This window comes from Enterobacter wuhouensis, from assembly GCF_035835995.1.
GTDB classification, from domain to species: Bacteria; Pseudomonadota; Gammaproteobacteria; order Enterobacterales; family Enterobacteriaceae; genus Enterobacter; species Enterobacter wuhouensis.
Map to the genome: position 1 here is coordinate 4,031,633 of NZ_CP142124.1, position 24,074 is coordinate 4,055,706.

24 protein-coding genes and 1 pseudogene are annotated in these 24,074 nt (G+C 56.8%); 9 read left to right on the forward strand and 16 right to left on the reverse strand.

Annotated elements, in window-relative coordinates:
- Positions 1–48: 48 nt before the first annotated feature.
- The 5 genes from VPX56_RS19175 to VPX56_RS19195 are packed head-to-tail and all read right to left on the reverse strand — an operon-like array spanning position 49 to position 5,432.
- Positions 49–1,026: an ABC transporter ATP-binding protein gene (locus tag VPX56_RS19175; RefSeq protein ID WP_326468334.1), complete on the reverse strand. Its 978-nt coding sequence runs from the start codon at positions 1,024–1,026 to the stop codon at positions 49–51.
- A complete protein-coding gene (locus VPX56_RS19180; RefSeq protein WP_326468336.1) occupies positions 1,023–2,000 on the reverse strand; it encodes an ABC transporter ATP-binding protein in 978 nt (325 codons plus the stop codon). The genes VPX56_RS19175 and VPX56_RS19180 overlap by 4 nt, the downstream gene beginning before the upstream one ends.
- Positions 1,993–2,838, reverse strand: a complete 846-nt coding sequence (locus VPX56_RS19185) for an ABC transporter permease (RefSeq protein WP_023294546.1) — start codon at positions 2,836–2,838, stop codon at positions 1,993–1,995. The genes VPX56_RS19180 and VPX56_RS19185 overlap by 8 nt, the downstream gene beginning before the upstream one ends.
- A 5-nt stretch (positions 2,839–2,843) precedes the next feature.
- A complete protein-coding gene (locus tag VPX56_RS19190; protein ID WP_326468338.1) occupies positions 2,844–3,797 on the reverse strand; it encodes an ABC transporter permease in 954 nt (317 codons plus the stop codon).
- Positions 3,798–3,842: 45 nt separating this feature from the next.
- Positions 3,843–5,432 carry an ABC transporter substrate-binding protein gene (locus VPX56_RS19195; protein ID WP_326468340.1) on the reverse strand — a complete coding sequence of 530 codons (1,590 nt, stop codon included), beginning with the start codon at positions 5,430–5,432 and terminating at the stop codon, positions 3,843–3,845.
- Positions 5,433–5,677: 245 nt separating this feature from the next.
- Between VPX56_RS19195 and yghU the strand changes: the two genes are divergently transcribed.
- On the forward strand, positions 5,678–6,544 hold the full coding sequence (yghU, locus tag VPX56_RS19200; RefSeq protein ID WP_326468342.1) for a glutathione-dependent disulfide-bond oxidoreductase: 867 nt from the start codon (positions 5,678–5,680) through the stop codon (positions 6,542–6,544).
- A 76-nt stretch (positions 6,545–6,620) separates the two neighbouring features.
- On the opposite strand, the gene VPX56_RS19205 is transcribed toward yghU, so the two are convergent.
- The 4 genes and pseudogenes from VPX56_RS19205 to VPX56_RS19220 all read right to left on the reverse strand — a co-directional run bounded on the left by VPX56_RS19205 (position 6,621) and on the right by VPX56_RS19220 (position 9,778).
- The gene (locus VPX56_RS19205; RefSeq protein WP_326468344.1) at positions 6,621–7,304 is read right to left on the reverse strand and encodes a molybdate ABC transporter substrate-binding protein; all 684 of its coding nucleotides are present in this window, start codon (positions 7,302–7,304) and stop codon (positions 6,621–6,623) included.
- Positions 7,304–8,356, reverse strand: a complete 1,053-nt coding sequence (locus VPX56_RS19210) for an ABC transporter substrate-binding protein (RefSeq protein ID WP_326468346.1) — start codon at positions 8,354–8,356, stop codon at positions 7,304–7,306. Before VPX56_RS19210 ends, VPX56_RS19205 begins: the two co-directional genes overlap by 1 nt.
- A gap of 239 nt (positions 8,357–8,595) precedes the next feature.
- A pseudogene (locus VPX56_RS19215) lies at positions 8,596–9,162 on the reverse strand (LuxR C-terminal-related transcriptional regulator); the annotation flags it as partial.
- Positions 9,163–9,175: 13 nt separating this feature from the next.
- On the reverse strand, positions 9,176–9,778 hold the full coding sequence (locus tag VPX56_RS19220) for a helix-turn-helix transcriptional regulator (protein WP_326468348.1): 603 nt from the start codon (positions 9,776–9,778) through the stop codon (positions 9,176–9,178).
- 197 nt (positions 9,779–9,975) lie between these two features.
- Between VPX56_RS19220 and fucR the strand changes: the two genes are divergently transcribed.
- Positions 9,976–10,692 carry an L-fucose operon activator gene (fucR, locus tag VPX56_RS19225; protein ID WP_131633530.1) on the forward strand — a complete coding sequence of 239 codons (717 nt, stop codon included), beginning with the start codon at positions 9,976–9,978 and terminating at the stop codon, positions 10,690–10,692.
- A gap of 52 nt (positions 10,693–10,744) precedes the next feature.
- On the opposite strand, the gene VPX56_RS19230 is transcribed toward fucR, so the two are convergent.
- The gene (locus tag VPX56_RS19230; RefSeq protein ID WP_263611255.1) at positions 10,745–12,292 is read right to left on the reverse strand and encodes a methyl-accepting chemotaxis protein; all 1,548 of its coding nucleotides are present in this window, start codon (positions 12,290–12,292) and stop codon (positions 10,745–10,747) included.
- Positions 12,293–12,553: 261 nt separating this feature from the next.
- Here VPX56_RS19230 and VPX56_RS19235 point away from each other — a divergent pair, with 261 nt between their 5' ends.
- A complete protein-coding gene (locus VPX56_RS19235; protein ID WP_326468353.1) occupies positions 12,554–13,594 on the forward strand; it encodes an aldo/keto reductase in 1,041 nt (346 codons plus the stop codon).
- A 110-nt stretch (positions 13,595–13,704) separates the two neighbouring features.
- On the opposite strand, the gene VPX56_RS19240 is transcribed toward VPX56_RS19235, so the two are convergent.
- Both VPX56_RS19240 and VPX56_RS19245 read right to left on the reverse strand, forming a co-directional pair.
- Positions 13,705–14,193, reverse strand: coding sequence for a TIGR00645 family protein (locus VPX56_RS19240; protein WP_131633527.1), 489 nt, complete (start codon positions 14,191–14,193; stop codon positions 13,705–13,707).
- Between the two features lie 81 nt (positions 14,194–14,274).
- A complete protein-coding gene (locus tag VPX56_RS19245) occupies positions 14,275–14,778 on the reverse strand; it encodes an ESA_00282 family adhesion-associated protein (RefSeq protein ID WP_326468356.1) in 504 nt (167 codons plus the stop codon).
- Between the two features lie 102 nt (positions 14,779–14,880).
- Here VPX56_RS19245 and VPX56_RS19250 point away from each other — a divergent pair, with 102 nt between their 5' ends.
- Entirely contained in the window at positions 14,881–15,285 is a 405-nt protein-coding gene (locus tag VPX56_RS19250; RefSeq protein ID WP_326468357.1) for a hypothetical protein, read from the forward strand.
- On the forward strand, positions 15,266–15,739 hold the full coding sequence (locus VPX56_RS19255; protein ID WP_370974281.1) for a cytoplasmic protein: 474 nt from the start codon (positions 15,266–15,268) through the stop codon (positions 15,737–15,739). Before VPX56_RS19250 ends, VPX56_RS19255 begins: the two co-directional genes overlap by 20 nt.
- Here VPX56_RS19255 and VPX56_RS19260 read toward each other — a convergent pair.
- The 3 genes from VPX56_RS19260 to exbB form a co-directional block, all read right to left on the reverse strand.
- Positions 15,736–17,187: a methyl-accepting chemotaxis protein gene (locus VPX56_RS19260; protein ID WP_326468359.1), complete on the reverse strand. Its 1,452-nt coding sequence runs from the start codon at positions 17,185–17,187 to the stop codon at positions 15,736–15,738. The genes VPX56_RS19255 and VPX56_RS19260 overlap by 4 nt on opposite strands.
- A 179-nt stretch (positions 17,188–17,366) precedes the next feature.
- Positions 17,367–17,792, reverse strand: coding sequence for a TonB system transport protein ExbD (gene exbD, locus VPX56_RS19265; protein WP_047062705.1), 426 nt, complete (start codon positions 17,790–17,792; stop codon positions 17,367–17,369).
- Between the two features lie 4 nt (positions 17,793–17,796).
- On the reverse strand, positions 17,797–18,528 hold the full coding sequence (exbB, locus tag VPX56_RS19270; protein ID WP_131633522.1) for a tol-pal system-associated acyl-CoA thioesterase: 732 nt from the start codon (positions 18,526–18,528) through the stop codon (positions 17,797–17,799).
- 251 nt (positions 18,529–18,779) lie between these two features.
- On the opposite strand from exbB, the gene metC reads away from it, so the two are divergent.
- The gene (metC, locus tag VPX56_RS19275; protein ID WP_263611251.1) at positions 18,780–19,967 is read left to right on the forward strand and encodes a cystathionine beta-lyase; all 1,188 of its coding nucleotides are present in this window, start codon (positions 18,780–18,782) and stop codon (positions 19,965–19,967) included.
- Positions 19,968–20,110: 143 nt separating this feature from the next.
- Positions 20,111–20,770: a DedA family general envelope maintenance protein YghB gene (gene yghB / locus VPX56_RS19280; RefSeq protein ID WP_080328201.1), complete on the forward strand. Its 660-nt coding sequence runs from the start codon at positions 20,111–20,113 to the stop codon at positions 20,768–20,770.
- Positions 20,771–20,815: 45 nt separating this feature from the next.
- Here the strand turns inward: yghB and VPX56_RS19285 are convergent, their stop codons facing one another.
- Positions 20,816–21,715 carry an AraC family transcriptional regulator gene (locus VPX56_RS19285; RefSeq protein ID WP_326468364.1) on the reverse strand — a complete coding sequence of 300 codons (900 nt, stop codon included), beginning with the start codon at positions 21,713–21,715 and terminating at the stop codon, positions 20,816–20,818.
- Between the two features lie 195 nt (positions 21,716–21,910).
- Here VPX56_RS19285 and yqhD point away from each other — a divergent pair, with 195 nt between their 5' ends.
- Both yqhD and dkgA read left to right on the forward strand, forming a co-directional pair.
- Positions 21,911–23,074, forward strand: coding sequence for an alcohol dehydrogenase (gene yqhD, locus VPX56_RS19290; protein ID WP_326468366.1), 1,164 nt, complete (start codon positions 21,911–21,913; stop codon positions 23,072–23,074).
- Between the two features lie 105 nt (positions 23,075–23,179).
- Positions 23,180–24,007 carry a 2,5-didehydrogluconate reductase DkgA gene (gene dkgA / locus VPX56_RS19295; RefSeq protein ID WP_131633517.1) on the forward strand — a complete coding sequence of 276 codons (828 nt, stop codon included), beginning with the start codon at positions 23,180–23,182 and terminating at the stop codon, positions 24,005–24,007.
- Positions 24,008–24,074: the final 67 nt, after the last annotated feature.

Sequence of the window (24,074 nt, forward strand, 5' to 3'; positions counted from 1 at the left end):
AAACCCTGTAGGTCGGGTAAGCGCAGCGCCACCCGACACGTTTAAGGCTCAAATCTTAAACAGCCAGCATGCCGCGAAATGCCCTGGCGCAATCTCCCGCATGGCAGGCTCCAGCGTCTGGCAAACCGGCATGGCGTGCGGGCAGCGGCTGCAGAACTTACAGCCCGGCAGTGCGGACGTGGGTCCTGGAATATCGCCGCGCAGGGTGGCGTCTTCGAGATTGCGGATGCGCGGATCGGGACGGGGAACCGCCGCCAGCAGCGCGCGGGTATAAGGGTGCGCCGGATGTTGATACAGTGCATTCGCCGGGGCCACCTCCACTAGCTTACCGAGATACATCACCCCAATGCGGCTGGAGATATGGCGCACCATGGAGAGATCGTGGGCGATGAACAGGTAGGTTAGCCCCAGCTCCTGCTGCAGATCCTGCAGGATATTCACCACCTGCGCCTGCACCGAGACGTCCAGCGCCGAGAGAGGCTCATCGCACAGCACAAACTCCGGGCGCACGGACAGCGCCCGCGCGATGCTAATACGCTGACGCTGCCCGCCGCTGAACTCGTGCGGGAAGCGTTCAAGGTGTTCCTGCTTAAGCCCGACTTTGTAGAGCAGGGTTTCAGTACGCTCCCGCTGCTCTTCGCGGCTGTAGCCGTGGATCTGCATCGGTTCGGCCACCAGCTGCCGCACGGTCATACCGGGGTTGAGCGAGGAGTAAGGATCCTGAAAAATCGCCTGCATCCGCTTGCGCAGCGGCTTAAGCTCTCTTTCACCGGCGTGGGCAATCTCATGCCCGGCAAAGTGGATTTCACCGGACGTGATATCAAACAGGCGTAAAATCGCACGGCCGAGGGTGGATTTTCCGCAGCCGGACTCTCCCACCAGGCCAAACGTTTCCCCGCGCTGAATATCAAAGCTCACGCCGTCAACCGCCTTCACGGCCACGCCTTTGCGCAGCAGGCCTGCGTTCAGCTGATAGTGTTTGCGCAGTTCACGCACGCTCACCAAGGGTTCACGTTGTTCACTCATGCCTGAACCTCCTTGTCGGCCCATAGCCAGCACGCGGCGCGATGGCTCTCTCCGGTAGCGTAAAGCGCGGGCTGTCGTTCACACTGGGGCATGCGCTTCGGGCAGCGTTCCGCGAACGGACAGCCCGGCGGCGGGTTAAGCAGGCCAGGCGGCGAACCTTCAATGGGCGATAAACGCTGATTCACCTCATCCGGGCGCGGCAGCGAGGCCAGCAGCCCCTGGGTGTACGGATGCGCAGGGCGGTAAAAAATGTCCTCCACGCTCCCCTCCTCCATCACCAGCCCGCCGTACATCACCACCACGCGGCTGCAGACCTGCGCCACCACGCCGAGATCGTGGGTGATCAGCAAAATCGCGGTCCGGGTCTGCTGCTGCAGGCTTTTCAGCAGGCGCAGGATCTGCGCCTGAATGGTCACGTCCAGCGCGGTGGTCGGTTCGTCGGCAATCAGCAGCTTCGGGTTGCAGGAGAGCGCAATCGCGATCATCACCCGCTGGCGCATCCCGCCGCTGAACTCGTGGGGATACTGGTCGTATCGGCGTTCCGCCCCGGCAATGCCCACCTGTTCCAGCATGGCGATCGCCGCCGCTTTGGCCGCTTTTTTGCTGAGTCCTTTGTTGCGCATCAGGATCTCAGCCATCTGCTTGCCGATGGTCAGCACCGGGTTCAGGGCGGTCATCGGGTCCTGAAAAATCATCGCGATCTCGTTGCCGCGAATGGCGCGCATCTGCGCGGGCGTTTTCTGCGCCAGGTCCTCGTTCTGGAAGCGGATGCTGCCGCCGGTTATCCGTCCGTTGCTCCCCAGAAGCTGGATAATCGACTTACAGGTGACGCTTTTCCCGCAGCCCGACTCGCCGACGATGCCGACGAGTTCGCCCGGCTGAACCTGAAAGCTCACGCCACGCACCGCGTGAACCTCGCCCTCGCGGGTGCGGAACGTGGTTTGAAGGTTCTCAAGCGCTAATAAGTTACTCATCGCGATTCGCTCCTGGCTCAAAGGCGGTACGGAACACGTCGCCCAGCACGTTAAAGCTGAACACCGTCAGCAGGATCAGAATGCCGGGGAACATCGCCAGCCACGACGCTTCGCCAATATACGACTGCGCGTTGTTAAGCATGCTTCCCCACGACGCCGCAGGCGCCTGCACGCCCAGCCCTAAGAAGCTGAGCGTTGACTCCATCAGAATGGCCGAGGCGATATTGAGCGTGGCCGCCACGATGATGGTCGGCAGCACGCCGGGAATGATGTGGCGCACGATAATGCGCAGCGGATGTTCCCCCGACGCGCGGGCATACAGCACATACTCGCGCTCTTTGACCGACAGGGTTTCAGCACGCACCAGACGCGACATGTTCATCCACGTCAGCAGGCTGATAATCAGAATGATGTTATCCACTCCCGGCTTGAGGTAAGCATTCACTACAAGCAACAGGAAGAAGGCCGGAATGGCCATCAGGATATCCACGGCGCGCATCATCAGGTTATCCAGCCAGCCGCCAAAATAGCCGCTCACCGTTCCTACCACCGTGCCGATAAGCGTGGAAAAGAGCATCGCCAGAAAACCGACCATCAGGGAGATCTGGCCGCCATACAGCGCGCGGGTGAAGTAGTCGCGCCCGTACTCGTCGGTGCCGAACCAGTGCGCGGCATCCGGCGGTAGCGTGCGCGCGCCGAGCGCCATCCGATCCGGATCGTACGGGCTTAAGCCCGCACAGAGCGCGGCGACAACGAAAATAAAAAGCACAAACAGGGAGAACTGCGCCGGACGGTTGCGGCGCAGCTGGTGACGAACCTGCTGCCAGCGTCTGCTCATCCGGGCTACCTCAGCGTACGAATGCGGGGATCGGCGAAGCGATAAAGCACGTCGGCGATCAGGTTACCGACGATCAGCATCATCGACGAGAGCATGATGATCGCCATGATCAGCGGGTAGTCCAGCGAGGCGATCGACTGGATCCCGAGCAGCCCCATCCCCGGCCAGGAGAAGACGCTTTCCGTCACATAGGCCCCCACGATCAGCTCGCCGAACGACAGGCCGAACAGGGTAATCACCGGCAGCAAGACGTTTTTCAGCACGTGGCGGAACAGAATGCTGGCGCGCGTGGCGCCGTAGGCAAGCTGGGTCTGCACGTAGTCGGCCGAGAGCTGCGAGATGGTGTTGGAGCGGATGTAGCGCACGTAGCTGGAGAGGTTGTAGAACGTGAGGGCAATACACGGCAGCACGCCGTGACGCAGCAGATCCAGCCCGTTGTCCTCCATGCCGATGGTGCGCATCCCCATGCTGGGGAACCAGTTCAGCTGCACGGCAAACACGGTGATGAGCAAAATGCCGAACCAGAAAATCGGCACCGAGATGCCGATATAGGCGAATAAATTCAGCAGGTGATCCAGCCAGCGGTGCTTGAATGCCCCGGCCAACAGGCCCAGCGGGATCGCCAGCACGATCGCCATCAGCAGCGACGCGCCCATCAGCCCCAGCGTGGCCGGAATGCGTTCGCCGATCATCTCCAGCACCGGGCGGTGGTAAATCAGCGAATAGCCGAGATCGCCCTGCAGGACGTTTTTCAGCCACAGGATGTACTGCGTGACCAGCGGCTTATCCAGCCCCAGGCTCTGGCGAATACGTTCGATATCTTCCGGAGCCATGCGCGGCGTAATGTACGCCGCCACCGGATCGCCGGGGGCGAGCTTGACCAGCAAAAACGCCACCAGTGAAATAAAGAACAGCATCGGCAGCAGCTGCAGCAGCCGATGCGTGAGGAGTGTGTTCACGACGTGCCCTTACAAAATCCCCGACCTGACGGCCGGGGCAATCACTTATTTCTGATAGATTTTTGACAGATCCTGGAACAGATAGACCGGTTTCGGCTCTGCCTCCCGGGTGCCGCCGAAGCGCTTGTCCACCGCGACGGTCGCGTTGGTGTAGGCAATCGGGTAGTAGGTCATGTCGTTCGCCACGGTCTGCTGAATGTGCTTGTAGATATCGGCACGCTTCGCGGCGTCGGTTTCCACGGCGCCTTTATCCCACAGGGCATCAAACTGCGGATTTTTGTAGTGCGCGTAGTTATAGGCTTCGTTGCTCATAAACAGCGATTTGTAACCGTCCGGCTCTGAGCCCATGATGTAGCCGCCCAGGTTCAGCTCCCACGCGGTGTTGTTCATATCGAGGCTGCGCTGAGACATGGCGTTGGAGTCCAGCGGCATCAGCTCCACGTTCACCCCAATGCCCTTCAGCGCCTGCTGAATGTAGAGCGCCATGCTCTCCTGGGTTTTGTTGGTGTTCACATACGCCAGGCGCAGCTTGAGGTTGTCCGGCGCGCCGGACGTCTTCAGCAGCTCTTTGGCTTTTTGCAGATCGAATTTGTACTGCTCGACGTCATCCGTCTTGTAAAGGGTATCTGGCGTCAGGAACGAGGTCGCCGGTTTAGCGTAGTCCAGCGAGGTAAACGCGGTCTGGGTTAGCTCGTCTTTGTTGATGGCATAGGCGATGGCCTGGCGCAGCGCTTTGCTCTTCATCACCGGCACGTTCTGGTTGAACGTCATATAGGCCAGACGCCCTTCCGGATAGACCACGAAGTCAAACTTACCGGTATTTTTCAGGCGGTTCACATCCTGCGGGTCCACCATCTTGAGGTTGATTTCACCGTTTTGCAGCGCAAGGTTGGCAGCGTTGCTGTCTTTGGCGAAACGGTAGGTGACCGAATCAAGCTTCGCTTTGCCGTTCCAGTAATCGTCAAAACGGGTCAGGGCGTAATACTGCCCGGCGCGATACTCTTTAAATTTGAACGGCCCGGAGCCGACCGGCGCATCGTTTTTGGTGCTCTTTTCCAGGTCGCCTTCACCGGCGAACACGTGCTGCGGGATCGGGTAGATCTGTACCAGGGTGCCGGTAAAGGCCGCGCTGACCTGCGGTAAGGTGAACTTAACGGTGCGCTCATCCACCTTGCTCACCTGTACCGGCTTGTCGCCGTAGGTGAACATGCTGCGGAAGAAGCTGTGCTGTTTGGCATCCAGCAGCTTATTGAAGGTGAAGACCACGTCGTCCGCCGTCAGCGGCTGGCCGTCCTGCCATTTGAGGTTGGGTTTTAACGTCAGGGTATAGCTCAGGTTGTCGGCGGAGGGCGTCAGGCTTTCCGCAAGGCCCCACTCAATGTTGCCGTTATTAAAGCTGTACAGCGGGGAATAGAGCGCCTGCATGATGGTTAAGGTGGTGCGGTCGCTGGCATAGAGCGGATTCACGGCTAAGGGGTCGCCGGAGGTAATCCCGATAATCAGCGAACCGCCCTCCTTTGGCGCGTCGCTTTTTGCCGCTGGCGCATTGTTTGTTTCTTTATTTTTAGCATCATCACAGCCGGCCAGACCTAAGGCGAGCGATACTACCACTGCCGATAACAGAAGCTTACGCATCTCACTAACTCCTTGCCTGATAAAGTATTTACTACTGCGTCTTTTATTTATGTTGAAGCATCATATTCAGCTTTGGGGATTTACGCATTAACAATGAAAATGCGATTTTCGATTAAGCTTATACCGCTTTTGATATATATAAGCGCCAGAAGGAATAGCGGTTAATTAATTGCGCTCAGTTGGTTAAACCCTTCACAAATCTCCTGCTACACTGCCTCAACACATCACTCAAAAGGCAGACCAACATGTCAGACAACACGTATCAGCCACCGAAAGTGTGGGAATGGAATAAGAACAGCGGCGGCGCGTTCGCCAACATCAACCGTCCGATCTCCGGCGCGACGCATGAGAAAGACCTGCCCGTTGGTTCACACCCGCTGCAGCTCTACTCCCTGGGCACCCCGAACGGCCAGAAGGTCACCATCCTGCTCGAAGAGCTGCTGGCGCTGGGCGTAACAGGGGCGGAATACGACGCATGGTTAATTCGCATCGGTGAAGGCGATCAGTTCTCCAGCGGTTTTGTCGACGTGAACCCGAACTCGAAAATACCGGCGCTTCGCGATCACTCCACGACCCCGCCGACGCGCGTATTTGAATCCGGCAGCATCCTGCTCTATCTGGCGGAAAAATTTGGTCACTTCCTGCCAAAAGATCCGGCGGGACGTACCGAGACGCTGAACTGGCTGTTCTGGCTTCAGGGCGCGGCCCCGTTCCTCGGCGGCGGTTTCGGCCACTTCTACAACTATGCTCCGGTGAAGATTGAGTACGCTATCGACCGCTTCACCATGGAAGCCAAGCGCCTGTTCGACGTGCTGGATAAACAGCTGGCGCGCGGCCGCTACGTGGCGGGCGAGGAGTACACCATCGCCGATATGGCCATCTGGCCGTGGTTTGGCTGCGTGGCGCTGGGCAGCGTGTACAACGCCGCCGAGTTCCTGGACGCAGAGAAGTACACTAACGTGCAGCGCTGGGCCAAAGATATCGCGAACCGTCCAGCCGTGAAGCGCGGGCGTATCGTAAACCGCACCAACGGCGAGCTGAACGAGCAGCTGCACGAACGCCATGCGGCGAGCGATTTTGAGACCAATACGGAAGATAAGCGTCAGGGCTGATGCCCTCACCCTAACCCTCTCCCACGGGGAGAGGGAATGAAGGTAGGCCGGGTAAGCGCAGCGCCACCCGGCGGATTTACGCGCCGAACCCTGCATTGAGCAATATCGTTTTTGCCCTTTTCGATAATAAATAATCCGCGAGCGCTTTTCCCCTTGCCGTCATTACCGCGCTGGCATACTCCGCCCGCGGATTAACTCGCGCCGGAATATCAATGACCGTCAGTCCGGCAACTTCCCGTAGTTTTGCAGCATAGCTCGCATAGCCGATAAACACGTCCGCCTGACCGCCGAGAATGATCCACTCCGCCGCCAGTTTACCTGCCGGAATGGGCGCAGAATCTCGTCCGCCCACCAGCGCCGTCGCCCGAGCACGCACCGCTTCGCCAGCCTCACCCATGCGGGTAAACAGCTCCTGCGTGTAATCCCCGGACGGATCGGCGCCCGCCGTGGAGGTGGCGATACGTAAATCATCGCGAATCAGCAGAGACTGCCAGCCATCCCCCGCTTGCAGCACGTCGCTGCGTACGGTCAGACAAAGCTTATTGCAGGCAAACGGCATCACGGACAGCGCCCGCCCGGAGGCCAATAGCGCCTGCGGATGGGCAAGATTGGCCGAGGCAAACAGATCGCATTTCTCGCCCGCCTCAATGCGTTCCCGCAAAAGCCCCGCCGGGCCGAAATGGGTTTCGACCGGTTCAGGAAATTGCGCGAGTAAATTCTGCCACACGATACGCAGGCTGCCCGCCGCCAGCACGCGCATCAGTCGATTCCCTGATAGTTCGTGCGATAGAAGCGCTGATACCAGTCGTTCGCCACCTTACGCATATCGACGTCCTTAAACTTTTCGGGATAGAGCTTTTTCGCCATCCACAGCTCGCCAATGCCCATCGCTTCCGGCATCGGGTAGCCCCAGGCTTTGGCGTACTCCGGCATCAGGTACACGCGATGGTTTTTAACCGCGTCGATCGTCTGCCACTGCGCTCCGGTTTGGATCTCGTTGACCACGGAGGGATATCTGTCCTGAACGAAGATCACCTGCGGGTTCCAGGCTATCACCTGCTCCATCGCCACGGTTTTGAAACCCTGTATGGTTTTCGCCGCGACGTTAACCGCCCCCGCATGCGCCATCATCAGGCCGGTGTATTTGCCTGAACCGTAGGTGGTGAGTTCCGGGTTTGCCATATAGGCGCGAATACGTTTTTCCGCCGGGATAGCGTTCAGGCGTTCTCTGACCATCTGGCGGCCTTTGTCGGTCGCGTCAATCAGCGCTTTCGCTTCCGGCTGTTTATTCACGATCTCGCCAATCAGGGCGATCCCTTCACGCAGCCCCAGATCGTAAGCCTTTTCTTCATCCGCCATCGTTGGGTTCAGCTTGGCTTTTTCACCCGGCGCGTCGTGGCGCAGGGAGATCGCAACGACGGGAATACCGAGGCTGCTTATCTTGTCGATCATCTCCTGCGGCGCGTAGTTGGTGACAAACACCACCTGCGGCTTCAATGCCACCAGCTTCTCGGGGTCGACGTGGGTAAGATCGCCGAGCGCGGGTTTCTGATTCAGCTCGGGGGCTAAACGCCCGTAGCCTTCACCCAGCTGCTGCTTCCAGTTCGCCATCACTCCGACAATTTTGTCCGTGGCGTTCATCTGCACCAGCAGGTTCAGGGTCTGATGCTGGAGCACCACCACGCGGTCAACCTTGTCAGGAAGGGTGACGGTACGACCAATCTGGTCAGTTATCTGGCGCGATGCCTGAGATGATAACGGGAGAAAAATCAGTACGCTAAACGCGACTGCCTGCCAAAAGCGCTGTTTCATAATGCCCTCACATTTCGTTATGCAATCAATTATACAACGATAGAGAGATTGAGTCGCGATGTGCTTTGTGGGTAGGAAGGACAAGCATTAATGGCCTGGCTGAAGTACGGGCGGGCAGACTGGTGAAGCAACCCATCGATCGTCACGCCCGGCGTTCTTTAGCTTTCCATTCTCCCGAAACGCCCCGGATGCTCCCCGGAGCTATTCATGAATGTGCTTAACGTATTTATCTTTTGGCTTAGCTCTACGTCACTCTTCGCGCCAAGCTTTTTCATAATTCTGCGCTTATGGCTGCTGACCGTTTTCTCACTGCGAAAAAGCAGCCTTGCTATCTCCACGCCCGAATATCCCTGCTTCAGGAACGACATGATCCGATGTTCCGCCAGCGTCAGCCTGGTGGGGGGTTCTTCAGATGTCTTCTGCTTAAAGCGTATAATAAGCGGGCTGAGGTAGCGTTTGCCGCGCATCGTGATATCCAGAATATCGCGGAGGTGAAACGTCATTTCGTCAACGCACAGTATTGAACAACAACACTCTTTCTCAAGGATATCCGTCAGCGCTTGTTGAAAAGCGTTAACTAAAATCAGAGTAGATCTTTTGTGCAGTAAAAAGAGGAGGGGTTCAGGTATTTCCTTTATCGTTTCGTATTGCGTGCCATCCACAATCAGTAAATCAGCCTCGTCATATAGCCCTAACGGGGACAGTTGATAATTCCAGCCATGATGATGCCTGGCAAGAGTGTCCAGACAGCCGCGTATTCCCGAAAGATAAATATCGGCACAGGCAACATAACGAATCTGGCACATAAAAATGGCAGCCTTATTCATAGAGTGAAGTAAGTCGAGAAAGATGCGACATTAAATTTGTCCATCCCGCATGGCTACCAAGGTCCATACGAAGACGGGCATTACGCTTGAAGGTGAATACCGTTTTGTAACTGCACTTACGACGTTTAGCGATGTCTCGCGTTTGCATTCCAGCCGCATAATCCAGGACGATACTCAACTCGGCAGGAGAAAATTGCTCACCACGCTGTTGTGCCGCGTTGGGCGCCGTAATCTCTGTCATTAGCTGGCTTTCCAGCGCGTCTTCCCTGAGGCAACTATCGGCTCCCGCAGCTATAAACATTTTCGCTAACAGCGCCTCTTTCCCCGGAGTGTAAACCACGGAGGTCAACGGCATTTTTCGGGATGAATGGATTATGCGGATCAGTCCCGGCAGCATATTGCCAAGGCCGCCTGCCCCTGCTAATAAGATTATTTTTTCATCGGTTAGCGCATACAGCTCCTCGGAAAGATGTTCGATAGAGCTGCATGGAATAACCCTACAGTTATTCTGATTTAAGAATGAACACACGCCAGTGCGTATCAAGGCCCGAGGCTCAAAAAGGATCACCCGAACGCCTGAAGAAATGCCTTCCATTGCGAAATATCCTATAAAAACTCAGACGTACAGGATAATTCTCAGCAGGGTTTATTCAACGCAAACGGCGTCCAATATTGGATCCTTGCCTCCCTTAACGCCCTTATCAAAAATCCCTCTCTTTTAATAACGCTATATTTACAAGCCCCGATAAACTGGCAAGAATCATGCTTATTGTCATCAGACTGGACTGACGCATGAAGCAGACCCGACAGCAGAACGTGATTGAACTGCTGAGCAGCTGTGACTGGCTAACAACCGACGTGCTGGCAGAAACGCTCGCCGTCAGCAAAGAGACGATCCGCCGCGATCTGAACGCCCTTCAGCAGCAGGGAAAGATCCTGCGCCAGCACGGGCGCGCGCGCCTGATCCACCCGGACAGCCGGGACAGCGGCGAGCCATTCCGTGCGCGCTTAAAGAGCCACTCGGCGGACAAAGCGGATATCGCCCGCCACGCCCTGGACTGGATCAGCGAAGGGATGACGATTGCCCTCGACGCCAGCTCCACCTGCTTTCACCTGGCGCGCCAGCTGCCGGATATTGAACTCACCGTCTTTACCAACAGCCTGCCCATCTGCCATGAAATGGCGAAGCGCGAGCGCATTACGTTAATCTGCTCGGGCGGCACGCTGGAACGGAAATACCGCTGCTACGTCAATCCTGCGCTGGTTACGCAGGTGAAATCGCTGGAGATCGACCTGTTTATCTTCTCCTGCGAGGGCGTTGATGAGCAGGGCATAATGTGGGACCCGGTCGAGCACAACGCCGGGTACAAAGCGCAGCTGCTACACCGTGCCAGCCAGTCGCTGCTGCTAATTGATAAAAGTAAATTCCAGCGTTCAAGTGAGGTGAAGATCGGCCAGCTTTCACAGGTGACGCAGGTTATCACTGACGCACAGCTTTCCAGGCGGTAGCCCGCAGCCAGACGATCAAGGCCGCGCGCGGCGGCCTTTGATGAAGAAGGGATCAGGCGGTGAGGCGGAACTTTTGTACCGAGCGCTGGAGTTCTTCAGTCTGACGTTCAAGGGCGGAGGCCGCCGCAGAGACTTGCTCCACCAGCGAGGCGTTCTGCTGGGTCACGCCGTCCATCTGGGTAATGGCAATGCCCACCTGTGAAATGCCCTTGCTCTGCTCCTCGGAGGCGGACGCGATTTGCTTCATGATGGTCGTCACTTCGGTCACGTCCCGCAGAATGGCTTCCATGGTGGTTCCCGTGTCGCTTACCAGCTGCGCGCCCTGCTCGACGCGGGATACGGAGTCCGCGATCAGCCCTTCAATCTCTTTTGCCGCGTTGGCGCTGCGGCTTGCGAGATTACGCACCTCGCCGGCAACCACGGCAAAGCCACGGCCCTGCTCGCCCGCGCGCGCCGCTTCAACCGCCGCGTTGAGCGCCAGGATATTGGTCTGGAAGGCGATGCTGTTAATCACGGTGGTGATCTCGGCGATCTTCTTCGAGCTGTCAGAAATCCCGCTCATGGTCGTGACGACATCCTCCACCAGTGAACCGCCGCGGCTGGCCGTGGTGGAAGCAATATCCGCCAGCTCGCTGGCCTGTCGGGCGCTTTCTGCGTTCAGTTTCACCGTCGCCGTGAGCTGTTCCATGCTGGCCGCCGTTTCTTCCAGCGCAGCAGCCTGCTCCTCGGTACGGGAAGAGAGATCGTTGTTGCCGCTGGAGATTTCCGTCGCGCCGCGCCAGATATTTTCGCTGCCGGAGCGGATGGTGCTGACCGCTTCGCGCAGGCTGTCCTGCATGGCGCTCAGGAGGGGAACCAGCTGCCCCACGCAGTTGCGGCCAAAGGGCTCAATCGGCTGACTGAGATCGCCCTGCGCAATCTGGCGGAACTGCAGGCGGATGCGGTCCAGCGGTTTCACCAGCATTGCCACCAGGTAGCGGTCGGTGAAAAGGAGGATCAGCAGGCCGATGAGGGTGGCGACGATGATCACCGTGCGGGTCATGCTGGTCAGGCCGTCGACCACCACGCGGGTGCTGTCGAGCGCCCGGGCGGCGGCGTTGTTAAAGTCCTCCGCCGCTGCACCGAACGCGCGGCTGAGCGGCGGCGTAACGTTATTGGCCTGCTGGCGATACCCCTCCAGCGATTCCAGCTTTGCCTGCTGCATTTGCGGGGCGACGCCCCGATCGAGCAGCGCCTGCCAGGTGCTGATCACCTGGGCGGAAACCTGCTCATCCATCGGCCCGGGAGAGATGGCCTTCATCTCGGCCAGTTTTTTACTCATGTTGTCCAGCGCCTGCTGGGCAGACGCGAGATCCGGCGTGCCGCCAGCCGCTTTAACGTCCATGGCGCGGCTCAGGCGAGTGACAAAGCGGAAGTATTGATCGTTGCCCTGGCTGAGTACCGTCATCTGTTTTACCAGCTGCCGATCGACCTCATTCCCATCAGAGACGCGGGACAGCGACCAGGTGCTGTACAGACCAACCCCCGCCCACATTAAACAAAAGATCCCCAGTATCGCCAGCATGACGAAGCGGATCGTGAAATTGCGAAGCATCTGCATAGAGTTTTCCTTGCCGTGAGGGTGAATTCGCCCAGGGGCGAGTACTACTCTCGTTATCGGCAGGGAAGGCGGAAATTATATCCTTTTGTGATTATTTTTGATTAGCGTGGCTTCATAGGTCGCACAGCGCTGGTAAATACTTATCCTCGATGCGTTGGATGAAGCAGTAAGGTGCGTCATCGCTTATGGCTAAAATTTGTGATTTGATAGGCATAGAATGAAAACGCTGTTTCGAAATTCATCGATAAGAAAGGAGACATCATGTCCTGGCACCCTTACTCCGGCCGCTATGAAAGTATGCAGTACCGCTACTGCGGGAAAAGTGGCCTGCGCCTGCCGGCGCTGTCGCTGGGCCTGTGGCACAGCTTCGGCCACGTCCAGCCCCTCGAGTCCCAGCGCGCGCTGCTGCGAAAAGCCTTCGATCTCGGCATTACCCATTTCGATCTTGCCAACAACTACGGTCCACCGCCGGGCAGCGCAGAAGAGAATTTTGGACGCCTGCTGCGGGAAGATTTTGCCGCGTATCGCGACGAGCTGGTTATCTCCACCAAAGCGGGCTACGACATGTGGCCGGGGCCTTATGGTTCGGGCGGTTCGCGTAAATACCTGCTCGCCAGCCTCGACCAGAGCCTGAAGCGCATGGGCGTGGAGTACGTGGATATTTTCTATTCCCATCGCGTTGACGAAAACACGCCGATGGAGGAGACGGCCGCCGCGCTGGCGCATGCCGTGCAGAGCGGCAAGGCGCTGTACGTGGGGATCTCCTCCTACTCCACGGAGCGCACGCAGACGATGGCCGCGCTGCTGAGCGAGTGGAAAATCCCCTTGCTGATCCACCAGCCGTCGTACAACCTGCTTAACCGCTGGGTAGATAAGACCGGCCTGCTGGACGCCCTGGCAGAGAACGGGACGGGCTGTATCGCCTTCACCCCGCTGGCGCAGGGCCTGCTGACGGGGAAATACCTCGACGGTATTCCTGAAGGTTCACGCATGCAGCGCGAAGGGAAGAAGGTGCGCGGCCTGACGGAAAAGATGCTGACCGAGGCCAACCTGAGCAGCCTGCGTCTGCTGAACGAGATGGCGCACGCGCGCGGGCAAAGCATGGCGCAGATGGCGCTGAGCTGGCTGCTGAAGGACGAGCGCGTGACGTCCGTGCTGATTGGCGCGAGCCGTCCGGAACAGCTGGAGGAGAACGTTCAGGCTCTGAGTAACCTGCGTTTTACCGAGGACGAACTCAAGCGGATTGACCAGCATGTTGCGGATGGGGAGTTGAATCTGTGGCAGGCGTCGTCGGATAAATAGCGCGCTCGGCTGCCCTCTCCCCTCACCCTGCCCTCTCCCCAGAGGGGAGAGGGTGTTCACGTTCCCTCTCCCCTCTGGGGAGAGGGTTAGGGTGAGGGGTAAGGTCTACTTTATTTCTTACTGATCTTATCCAGATACCCCATAACGAACGCCGAAAGCACGAACGTCAGGTGGATAATCACGTACCACATCAGCTTGTTGTCCGGGACGTTCTTGGCATCCATAAACACGCGTAGCAGGTGGATGGAGGAGATCGCCACAATCGAGGCCGCGACCTTGTTTTTCAGCGACGTAGCGTCCATTTTGCCCAGCCAGCTGAGCTTCTCTTTATGCGAAGAGATATCAAGCTGGGAGACAAAGTTCTCATAGCCAGAGAACATCACCATCACCAGCAATCCCCCCACCAGCGTCATATCCACCAGCGACAGCAGGACCAAAATCAGATCCGCTTCGGCAATAGAAAAGATGTTCGGCAAAACATGTAAGATTTCCTGGAAGAACTTAATCGTCAGCGCGACCAGTGCCAGGGAAAGTCCAAAGTAGACGGGAGCCAGTATCCAGCGGGAGGCATACATTGCGTTTTCAAAAAAGCGTTCCATAAAATCCTGTCTGCAAACGAAACCAGCCCGCAGTATATCCCAACGGTGCTCACTGTTTGCAACAACTAACCAACAGAACGCCTACACTTCTTGCGGATTTACCTCCGGGCGCGCATATTCCGGCCACACCAGCACCACCAGCTCCGGATAAGCCTCCAGGCTGAACTCACGAAAGCACTGACGCAGGTTTAATACATCTAAATCAGAGTAGGAAACCTTCTCACCATTAAGGCAGCGCTTTTTGATATTGTCATAATATTTATAGACAGCCGAATTGAGGTCGCTGCAGCGGCGTTGCGCCTCAAACAATCCCGGCGTGTCATTAATTTCCGACATTTTCATCCGCTTAATTGTGGCGTGCAAAAAGTCGATATATTCATGGTTCACCCGCCAGTACCAAACCGGTGTGACCGAGTTCATCAATACGGAGAAATGGTCTTCACCTTCCTCTTTTGTCATCAGCTCAGGCTGCGGGGATTCACCGGTGTCCTGCGACGCTTTCGTTTTATTGAACTCTTGCATCAATAAAAGAACACCAGCGGTCAGTAATAGTAATGTAATGACCGTAAAAAAAATGCTGTTCATGGTTGGCTCCATTTTTTTTGATTTTAAAATTGCCTCATGATATTGTCAACGAATCTCACGCCTTTACCAACCCCACCCTGTTGAAATTAAAGGAAATTAAAAATGTTGCCCGACAACCTCGTCCCGGCTAAGTATCACATCACGCCTGTGGAGCAGCCTTCGACGGAAGGAGAAAAAGAGGTTAATTTCACTCAGGGGAAAAGAAAGCTCTCTGATTTTGAGTCAGATATATTAATTGGTGTTTCCCGTTCGGGCAAATCCCGTAATATGTTGCTGGAAGAGCACGATCGCCATATAAAAGACCGTTTGTTTCGCGCGGTGAAAATTGAAGCCTTCGTACATCTGCTGGATGATCTGCAGGCAGAAGGTGAAATAGATGCCCAGACGCTAAGTCAAATAATGTCTGAAAAAACCAAAGAAATAAATGAAGCGGGCAATGAAATTTGGCTTAACTTAATTACTCGCGAAAAAAACAACCCCATTTTTTATGACCTCGGGGAAGATTAACGTGAAGGAAGTTAACGAAAACAATGTTTATTTAGCTTTAGATAACAAAAAAAGTGACGAGTTTATCTTAAAGCAAAATATCGAGGCGTTACGGAACGCGAAAAATACCGAGATGACGCGCATTACCCAGGACCTGGTATCGATCCCGGCCACGCTGGTCCGCCTGAAATGGCAGCATCGTCGCGAAATATATTCTTTGCAGGTTAAGGAAGAGATTTACGGCACGGTTATCAATACCATTATCGCGCAGCGGCCAGAGCTGAAAGAGAAGATCCTGGGGCGGCTGGAGGCCAACTATCAGTATCTGCTCGCCAGGGAAACCGCCACCCTGCGCCTGACGCGCAAACTGTCCGATGGCGATTATCGTACCTCGAACGTAACCTGCGTCGCGCTTGATGAAGACGCGCAGGCAGTTCATCCTGCTGCCCACGCGCCTGTCGACAGTAAAAGCTAATCAAACCGAAATACGGCTATCGCCTCTTTCAACTGCCCCGTCTGCTGTTGCTGCTGCTCCGCAACCTGCAGCGTCTGCGCGACGTGCTGCACGTTCTCCTGCACGCTTGCATCAATACTGGCAATACTGCCATTCATCTGCGCAATACTTGCCCGCTGCTGTTCGCTCATATTCGACAGCTCATCCAGCAATGAACGTAGCCCGTCGATGCATTCAATAATCGACTTCATGGTCAGGCCCGCCTGTTCAACCTGTTCAACGCCGTGCTGCGTGGTCGCCTCTGAGGTTGCCAGAAGCTGGCGAATATCCTTCGCCGCCCCCTCGCTGCGCTGCGCCAGCATTCGAACCTCTGAGGCCACTACCGCAAACCCTTTGCCATGCTCACCGGCTCGTGCGGCTTCGACGGACGCATTCAGCGACAGAATATTCGTCTGAAACGCGATCCCATCTATCAGCTCCAGAATGGTAACGATACGCCGTGACTCCTCGCGGATTTGCTCCATTGCGGCAATCGCCTGGGCGATATTGTTCCCGCCCTGCCCGGCAACTTCACTCGCGCTGAGCGCCATTTCGCTGACCTGCGTCGCCTTCTGGCTGGTTTCGGTGGCGACGGCGCTGAGCTGCGCCATCGCGCTCGCAGCGGTTGCCAGCGACGAGGCCTGGCGATCGGTTCGCTCCGAGAGTGCGCTATTCCGCTGGCGCAACGTCCGGGACGCCTCCAGCAGCTGGCCCACGCTGGTACTTACCTGCTCAAGCGTTGAGCGCATGGTGCCCAGCGTCAGGCTGAACGTGCGGGCAAAGGACGAATGTGCGGATTCGCCGTCGACAGCCAGCGTCAGATAGCCGGGCACGCGGTTAATCACCCCCGCCAGCCTGGACACTTCGCTCGCCGAACGCGCATCCTGCTCCATACGAACCGCCAGCAAAATAAGGATCGCGGTCTGTACCACCACAAACAGCCCATGAAAGACCACCATATGAAAGCCCGTGTGCATAAATACCACGACGCCATACAGATCGTTTTCCTGGAGATAGTTAAATATCAGGTGATGCAGCGCGATGACGGCAGCACCCGCCAGCAAGGGTCGCCAGTCGCGCCAGGCCAGCAGGGCGGACAGCAGAACGAAAACAGAGAAATGGTATTCCGTTTCCCCCTCTCCGAGCTGGATCAGCAGCGCCGAAAAGGCCATCAGGACAAACGCAAAAACGAGGCGGAGCAACAGCGTACCGGGGAAGACGAGCGACGCTAAGGTCGCAAGACACGCCAGAGCGGTGCCGATTGTCGCACCTTGCGTCAGGTTCTCATTCATGTAGCCCACGCCGAGCGAGACGGCCCACATGGCCCAGATCAGTCCCAGCATGAGCCGATCGGCGCGTCGTCGTATTGCAAAAAGAGAGATGAGGTCACTTTGAGGTGCGTGCGGGTGCAGCCATGTCATCATCGCCATAGGGAGTCTCTTGCTGTGCAGGTGAAATAAGCCCTTCAAAAGAAGGTATTTTTTTATTATCAGTTTTAAGCGTAGTGGGTATATTCCACGGCGCAATTGCCGCAAAAGGATATATTCTGGCGGGGAGTGATGAGGTGTTTTTTACGCATAAAAAAAGCTGGCTTTCGCCAGCTTCTTATTTATTTTGCGGTCGCTTTTTCTTCGCCAACCAGTCCAATCTTCAGGTAACCCGCCTGGTGCAGCGTGTCCATTACCTTCATCATGGTTTCATAATCGACGGTTTTGTCCGCGCGGAAGAAGACGGTGGTGTCTTTCTTGCCGCCGGTGAGCTGGTCCAGCGCCGGGATCACCGACGCATCCGTCACCGGGTCGTTACCCAGGAACATGGATTTATCCGCTTTCACCGACAGGTAGATAGGCTTCTCCGGGCGCGGCTGAGGCTGGCTGGAGGAGGCCGGCAGATTCACCTTCACGTCAACCGTCGCCAGCGGCGCAGCCACCATGAAGATAATCAGCAGAACCAGCATGACGTCGATAAACGGCGTCACGTTGATTTCATGCATTTCGCCGTTATCGTCCAGATTTTCGTTAAGACGCATCGCCATACCATCAACCTACGCGCAGTTTAGACGCCGCGTGCACCGGTTTAACGGCGCTGGCGTTGAGGTCCAGGTCACGGCTTTGCAGCAGCAGAACCTGAGCGGCAACGTCGCCGAGGGTGGCCTTGTAGCTGCCGATCATGCGCGCGAAGATGTTATAGATAACCACGGCAGGGATAGCGGCAACCAGGCCGATAGCCGTTGCCAGCAGCGCTTCTGCGATACCCGGTGCAACCACCGCCAGGTTGGTGGTTTGGGTCTGCGCGATGCCGATAAAGCTGTTCATGATGCCCCAGACGGTACCGAACAGGCCAACGAACGGCGAGATCGCACCGATGGTCGCCAGGTAGCCATTGCCACGGCCCATATGACGGCCCACGGCGGCAACGCGGCGCTCCAGGCGGAAGCCGGTACGCTCTTTAATACCTTCGTTATCTTCACTGCCTTCGGAGAGTTCCAGCTCGTTCTGCGCTTCGTTCACTAATAAGGACGTCAGGCTTTTCGCGTGGAAGGAGGAGGTCATGTCAGAAGCCTGATCCAGAGAGCGGGCATCCGCCAGCTGCTGCTGCTCGCGCTTGAGGCGACGCTTCTGCGAAATAAGCTCAACGCTTTTGCTGAAGAAAATAGCCCAGGTGACAACGGACGCCAGAATCAGGCCGATCATCACAATCTTAACCACGATGTCAGCATGCTGATACATGCCCCAGACGGAGAGGTCCGTCTGCATCAAATTATTACCCACTCTGTATCTCCAGGACGCAAATCACAAAATCTGAGTGTAATAATATCAAAACGTCGTCGAATTGATAGTAGTTCTCATTAGTATTTACATACTGCCGTAATTTTCGCTCACTTTCCTTGCGCTTACGCAGTAAAAATTTCTTATGCGTATTTTTCATAATATTTTCTGCTTATTCGATAAGCATCCGGGTGCACATTTTTACAATCATGGTAGTCTGGACGTCCAGACGTATAAAAACAGGGTTGGCGAACATGACAAAGAAGCATCTTGATACCACGCTGGTACAGGCCGGACGCAGCAAGAAATATACGCAGGGTTCGGTCAACAGCGTGATTCAGCGCGCCTCATCGCTGGTATTTGATACCGTCGAGGAGAAAAAAATTGCCACGCGTAATCGCGCGAAAGGCGGGCTTTTTTACGGCCGTCGCGGCACGCTAACCCACTTTTCCCTTCAGGAAGCGATGTGCGAGCTGGAAGGCGGCGCGGGCTGTGCGCTGTTCCCCTGCGGCGCGGCGGCGGTTGCCAACACTATTCTGGCGTTTGTCGAACAGGGCGACCATATCCTGATGACCAATACCGCCTACGAGCCGAGCCAGGACTTCTGCACCAAAATCCTCAGCAAGCTCGGCGTCACCACCGGCTGGTTCGACCCGCTGATTGGGGAAGGCATTGCAGAACTTATTCAGCCGAACACGCGCATCGTGTTCCTGGAATCTCCGGGTTCAATCACCATGGAAGTCCACGACGTTCCCGCCATCGTGAAGGCGGTGCGCAGCAAAGCGCCAGAGGCGATTATCATGATCGACAATACCTGGGCAGCGGGCGTGCTGTTTAAGGCGCTGGAATTCGATATTGATATCTCCATTCAGGCGGCAACCAAATATTTGATTGGCCACTCCGACGGCATGATCGGCACGGCGGTGTCCAACGCGCGCTGCTGGGACCAGCTGCGCGAAAATGCCTATCTGATGGGTCAGATGGTGGATGCCGATACGGCCTACATGACCAGCCGCGGCATCCGCACGCTGGGGGTGCGCCTGCGCCAGCATCATGAGAGCAGCCTGAAGGTCGCCGAGTGGCTGGCCCAGCATCCTCAGGTTGAGCGCGTGAATCATCCCGCGCTGCCCGGTAGCAAAGGCCACGAATTCTGGCAACGCGACTTTACGGGCAGCAGCGGTCTGTTCTCGTTTGTTCTAAAAAAACGGCTGAGCAATGACGAGCTGGCAAGCTATCTGGATAATTTTACCCTCTTCAGCATGGCCTACTCGTGGGGCGGATTTGAATCGCTGATCCTGCCGAACCAGCCTGAGCAGATCGCGGAACTGCGCCCCGGCGGCAGAGTGGATTTCAGCGGAACCCTGATCCGATTGCATATTGGTTTAGAAGATGTGGACGATTTAATTGCCGATTTAGCGGCGGGCTTTGCGCGTATCGTGTAGAGTGCTGGCTGAAAACGGACTCCCTGGACGCTTTCGTGAACACCGCCACAAGAAAAGTCTGCATGACTTGCGCCCGCGATCAAACCTAACGCGCGAATTAGGGAGTACAATAGTGCTATAAATGCTGTTCCACAGGAAAGTCCATGGCTGTTATTCAAGATATTATTGCCGCGCTCTGGCAACACGATTTTGCCGCGCTGGCCGATCCTCACGTCGTAGGCATTGTCTACTTCGTGATGTTCGCTACCCTGTTTCTGGAAAATGGACTGCTGCCAGCCTCATTTTTACCCGGCGACAGCCTGCTTTTGCTTGCAGGGGCGCTGATCGGTAAAGGCGTTATGGACTTCACCCCGACGATGGTTATCCTGACGTCTGCCGCCAGCCTGGGCTGCTGGCTGAGCTATCTGCAGGGCCGCTGGCTGGGCAACACCCGCGTAGTGAAAGGCTGGCTGGCGCAGCTGCCGCATAAATACCATCAGCGCGCGACCTGTATGTTTGATCGTCACGGCCTTCTGGCGCTGCTGGCCGGGCGTTTCCTGGCATTCGTTCGCACGCTTCTGCCTACGATGGCGGGCATCTCCGGGCTGTCGAACCGCCGCTTCCAGTTCTTTAACTGGCTGAGCGCCCTGCTGTGGGTTGGCGTAGTGACCACGCTCGGCTATGCGCTGAACATGATCCCCTTTGTTAAACATCACGAAGATCAGGTGATGACCTTCCTGATGGTGCTGCCGATCTTTCTGCTGGTTGCCGGACTGGTGGGGACGATTGCGGTGGTGATTAAGAAGAAATACTGCAGCGCGTGATCCCCTCATCCTGACCCTCTCCCCACAGGGGAGAGGGAAAAACGCCTAAGCTCCCTGCATGGTTCTGATGCGCGACGCATCTTCCCCCGGCGTAACGCCGAAATAACGCTTAAACTCCCGACTGAACTGCGACGCGCTTTCGTACCCAACCCGCATCGCCGCCGCGCTGGCCTTCATGCCGTCGTGGATCATCAGCATACGCGCCTTGTGTAGCCGGTAGGTTTTGAGGTACTGCAGCGGCGAGGTGCTGGTGACTGACTTAAAGTTATGATGGAACGCCGAGACGCTCATGTTCGCCTCCGCCGCCAGCTGGTCAACGCTGAGGTTTTCCGTGTACTGGCTCTCAATGCGCTTCAGCACGCGGCTGATCAGGCTGAAGTGCGTCTGGCGACTCACCAGCGCCAGCAGCGCCCCGCCGCCCGGCCCCAGCAGCACGTGGTAAAGGATCTCGCGGACGATCTGTTTGCCGAGAATACGAGCATCCAGCGGCCTCTCCATCACGTCCAGCAGACGTTCAATAGCGCAGAGGATCTCCTCCGACAGCGTCGCTGAGTTAATCCCGCTTGCCGCCATCGACGGCTGGAAAAGCTCGTCTTCGCCAATCTCCATCAGCAGCTCCTGCAGCTGAAGAATATCGACGTTGACGCGAATACCGGCCAGCGGCACCGCCTCTGTCGCGAAGGTTTCACATTCGAAGGGTAAAGGTACGGTCAGAAGCAGATATTCATTGGTGTCGTAGCGGAACACGCGCTCGTTGATATAGCCAATTTTATGGCCGGAAAAGAGAAAAACGATGCCGGGCTGGTACATCACCGGGGTGCGTGCACCTGGCTGCGTACCGTAGAGCAGGCGGATATCGGGCAGCAGCTCGCCAGAGAGATTATCCTTATCTATCAGCCTTTTAATCTGAGAGGTGAGCTGTAAACAGATTTCATCGCGGTGCATTTTTTCTGACTCCGGGTACGGTTTCCGACCCATACAGTGTGCGCATTTTCTCGTGGATTCTCCAGCGCCCTGTAGAAATGGGCAAGACATCGGCAGGAATGTGCATTGAGAGGATAGCGCCGCGCGGCCACAATGTGCAGCATCAGGTAGCCATCTGCGCCACCGCGGTTTTTCACCCACACAAGGGAACGAGCAATGAACAACTTCAATCTTCACACCCCAACCCGCATTCTGTTTGGTAAAGACGCCATCGCCGACCTGCGCGATCAAATCCCCTCTGACGCCCGCGTGCTGATCACCTACGGCGGCGGCAGCGTGAAAAAAACCGGCGTGCTGGATCAGGTCTACAGCGCGCTGGAAGGCCTGGACGTGCGTGAGTTTGGCGGCATCGAGCCAAACCCGTCTTACGAAACGCTGATGAACGCGGTGAAAATCGCCCGCGAAGAGAAGATTACCTTCCTGCTGGCCGTTGGCGGCGGTTCCGTGCTGGACGGCACCAAATTCATCGCGGCGGCAGCGCACTACGCTGACGGCATCGATCCGTGGCACATTCTGGAAACCCGCGGCAGCGACATTAAAAGCGCGATCCCAATGGGCTCCGTGCTGACTCTGCCAGCCACCGGCTCTGAATCCAACAAAGGTGCCGTTATCTCCCGTAAAACCACGGGCGACAAACAGGCCTTTATGAACGAACACGTTCAGCCTGTATTCGCGATCCTCGATCCGGTTTACACCTACACCCTGCCTGCGCGTCAGGTGGCGAACGGCGTGGTGGATGCCTTTGTTCACACCGTTGAGCAGTACGTGACGTATACGGTGGATGCTAAAATTCAGGATCGTTTCGCGGAAGGCATTCTGCTGACGCTGGTTGAAGATGGCCCGAAAGCGCTGAAAGAACCGGAAAACTATGACGTGCGTGCCAACGTCATGTGGGCAGCTACTCAGGCGCTGAACGGCCTGATCGGCGCAGGCGTGCCGCAGGACTGGGCAACCCACATGCTGGGCCACGAGCTGACGGCGATGCACGGTCTGGACCACGCCCAGACGCTGGCCGTCGTTCTGCCTGCCCTGTGGAATGAAAAACGCGACGCCAAACGCGCGAAGCTGCTGCAGTACGCCGAGCGCGTGTGGAATATCACCGAGGGTTCGGACGATGCGCGTATCGATGCCGCCATCGAAGCGACCCGCAGCTTCTTTGAAAGCCTGGGCGTGCCAACGCGTCTCTCCGGCTACGGTCTGGACGGCAGCTCCATCCCTGCCCTGCTGGCGAAACTGGAAGAGCACGGCATGACCCAGCTGGGCGAGCATGGCGACATTACGCTGGACGTGAGCCGCCGCATCTACGAAGCGGCACGCTAGGCGTTTTTGAGATCCTGACTTTCGTTTTTTGACATTTCGTCCAGACTTAATGCACACCACATCGTCGGAGTAGTCCTTCGACGATGCGTACCTGAAGGAGGAAAAATGGCAAACCAAACCGTAATCAAGCTGCAGGACGGCAACGTGATGCCCCAGTTGGGGCTAGGCGTATGGAAAGCCGGTAACGACGAGGTCGTGTCCGCCATTCATAAAGCCCTGGAAGTCGGCTATCGTTCCATCGATACCGCCGCCGCATACAAAAATGAGGACGGCGTGGGTAAGGCGCTGGCCAGCGCCGGCATGCCCCGCGACGACCTTTTCATTACCACCAAGCTGTGGAATGACGATCAGAAACGCCCTCATGAAGCCCTGCAGGAAAGTCTGGATAAGCTCCAGCTCGATTTCGTGGACCTGTACCTGATGCACTGGCCTGTTCCGGCTATCGATCATTATGTGGATGCCTGGAAGGGCATGATTGAGCTGCAAAAAGAGGGTCTGGTGAAAAGCATCGGCGTATGTAACTTCCAGGTGCACCACCTGCAGCGCCTGATTGATGAGACGGGCGTCGCGCCGGTAATCAACCAGATTGAGCTGCACCCGCTGATGCAGCAGCGCCAGCTGCACGCCTGGAACGCCACGCACAAGATCCAGACCGAGTCCTGGAGCCCGCTGGCGCAGGGCGGCGAAGGGGTATTCGATCAGAAAATTATCCGCGACCTGGCGGATAAATACGGCAAGACCCCGGCGCAAATCGTCATTCGCTGGCATCTGGACAGCGGCCTGGTGGTGATCCCGAAATCGGTCACCCCGTCGCGCATCGCCGAGAACTTCGACGTCTGGGATTTCCGCCTGGATAAAGATGAGCTGGGTGAGATTGCGAAGCTGGATAAGGGCAAGCGGCTTGGGCCGGACCCGGACCAGTTTGGCGGGTAGTCGCGTAAAAAAGCCGGGTGGCGGCTTCGCCTTACCCGGCCTACGCGCTGACCTGTAGGCCCGGTAA

Coding starts and splice junctions, on each gene's coding strand:
- VPX56_RS19175 (WP_326468334.1), bottom strand. CDS start 1,026: ATGAGTGAACAACGTGAACCCTTGGTGAGCGTGCGTGAACTGCGCAAA.
- VPX56_RS19180 (WP_326468336.1), bottom strand. CDS start 2,000: ATGAGTAACTTATTAGCGCTTGAGAACCTTCAAACCACGTTCCGCACC.
- VPX56_RS19185 (WP_023294546.1), bottom strand. CDS start 2,838: ATGAGCAGACGCTGGCAGCAGGTTCGTCACCAGCTGCGCCGCAACCGT.
- VPX56_RS19195 (WP_326468340.1), bottom strand. CDS start 5,432: ATGCGTAAGCTTCTGTTATCGGCAGTGGTAGTATCGCTCGCCTTAGGT.
- yghU (WP_326468342.1), top strand. CDS start 5,678: ATGTCAGACAACACGTATCAGCCACCGAAAGTGTGGGAATGGAATAAG.
- VPX56_RS19205 (WP_326468344.1), bottom strand. CDS start 7,304: ATGCGCGTGCTGGCGGCGGGCAGCCTGCGTATCGTGTGGCAGAATTTA.
- VPX56_RS19210 (WP_326468346.1), bottom strand. CDS start 8,356: ATGAAACAGCGCTTTTGGCAGGCAGTCGCGTTTAGCGTACTGATTTTT.
- VPX56_RS19220 (WP_326468348.1), bottom strand. CDS start 9,778: ATGGAAGGCATTTCTTCAGGCGTTCGGGTGATCCTTTTTGAGCCTCGG.
- fucR (WP_131633530.1), top strand. CDS start 9,976: ATGAAGCAGACCCGACAGCAGAACGTGATTGAACTGCTGAGCAGCTGT.
- VPX56_RS19230 (WP_263611255.1), bottom strand. CDS start 12,292: ATGCAGATGCTTCGCAATTTCACGATCCGCTTCGTCATGCTGGCGATA.
- VPX56_RS19235 (WP_326468353.1), top strand. CDS start 12,554: ATGTCCTGGCACCCTTACTCCGGCCGCTATGAAAGTATGCAGTACCGC.
- VPX56_RS19240 (WP_131633527.1), bottom strand. CDS start 14,193: ATGGAACGCTTTTTTGAAAACGCAATGTATGCCTCCCGCTGGATACTG.
- VPX56_RS19245 (WP_326468356.1), bottom strand. CDS start 14,778: ATGAACAGCATTTTTTTTACGGTCATTACATTACTATTACTGACCGCT.
- VPX56_RS19250 (WP_326468357.1), top strand. CDS start 14,881: ATGTTGCCCGACAACCTCGTCCCGGCTAAGTATCACATCACGCCTGTG.
- VPX56_RS19255 (WP_370974281.1), top strand. CDS start 15,266: ATGACCTCGGGGAAGATTAACGTGAAGGAAGTTAACGAAAACAATGTT.
- VPX56_RS19260 (WP_326468359.1), bottom strand. CDS start 17,187: ATGGCGATGATGACATGGCTGCACCCGCACGCACCTCAAAGTGACCTC.
- exbD (WP_047062705.1), bottom strand. CDS start 17,792: ATGGCGATGCGTCTTAACGAAAATCTGGACGATAACGGCGAAATGCAT.
- metC (WP_263611251.1), top strand. CDS start 18,780: ATGACAAAGAAGCATCTTGATACCACGCTGGTACAGGCCGGACGCAGC.
- yghB (WP_080328201.1), top strand. CDS start 20,111: ATGGCTGTTATTCAAGATATTATTGCCGCGCTCTGGCAACACGATTTT.
- VPX56_RS19285 (WP_326468364.1), bottom strand. CDS start 21,715: ATGCACCGCGATGAAATCTGTTTACAGCTCACCTCTCAGATTAAAAGG.
- yqhD (WP_326468366.1), top strand. CDS start 21,911: ATGAACAACTTCAATCTTCACACCCCAACCCGCATTCTGTTTGGTAAA.
- dkgA (WP_131633517.1), top strand. CDS start 23,180: ATGGCAAACCAAACCGTAATCAAGCTGCAGGACGGCAACGTGATGCCC.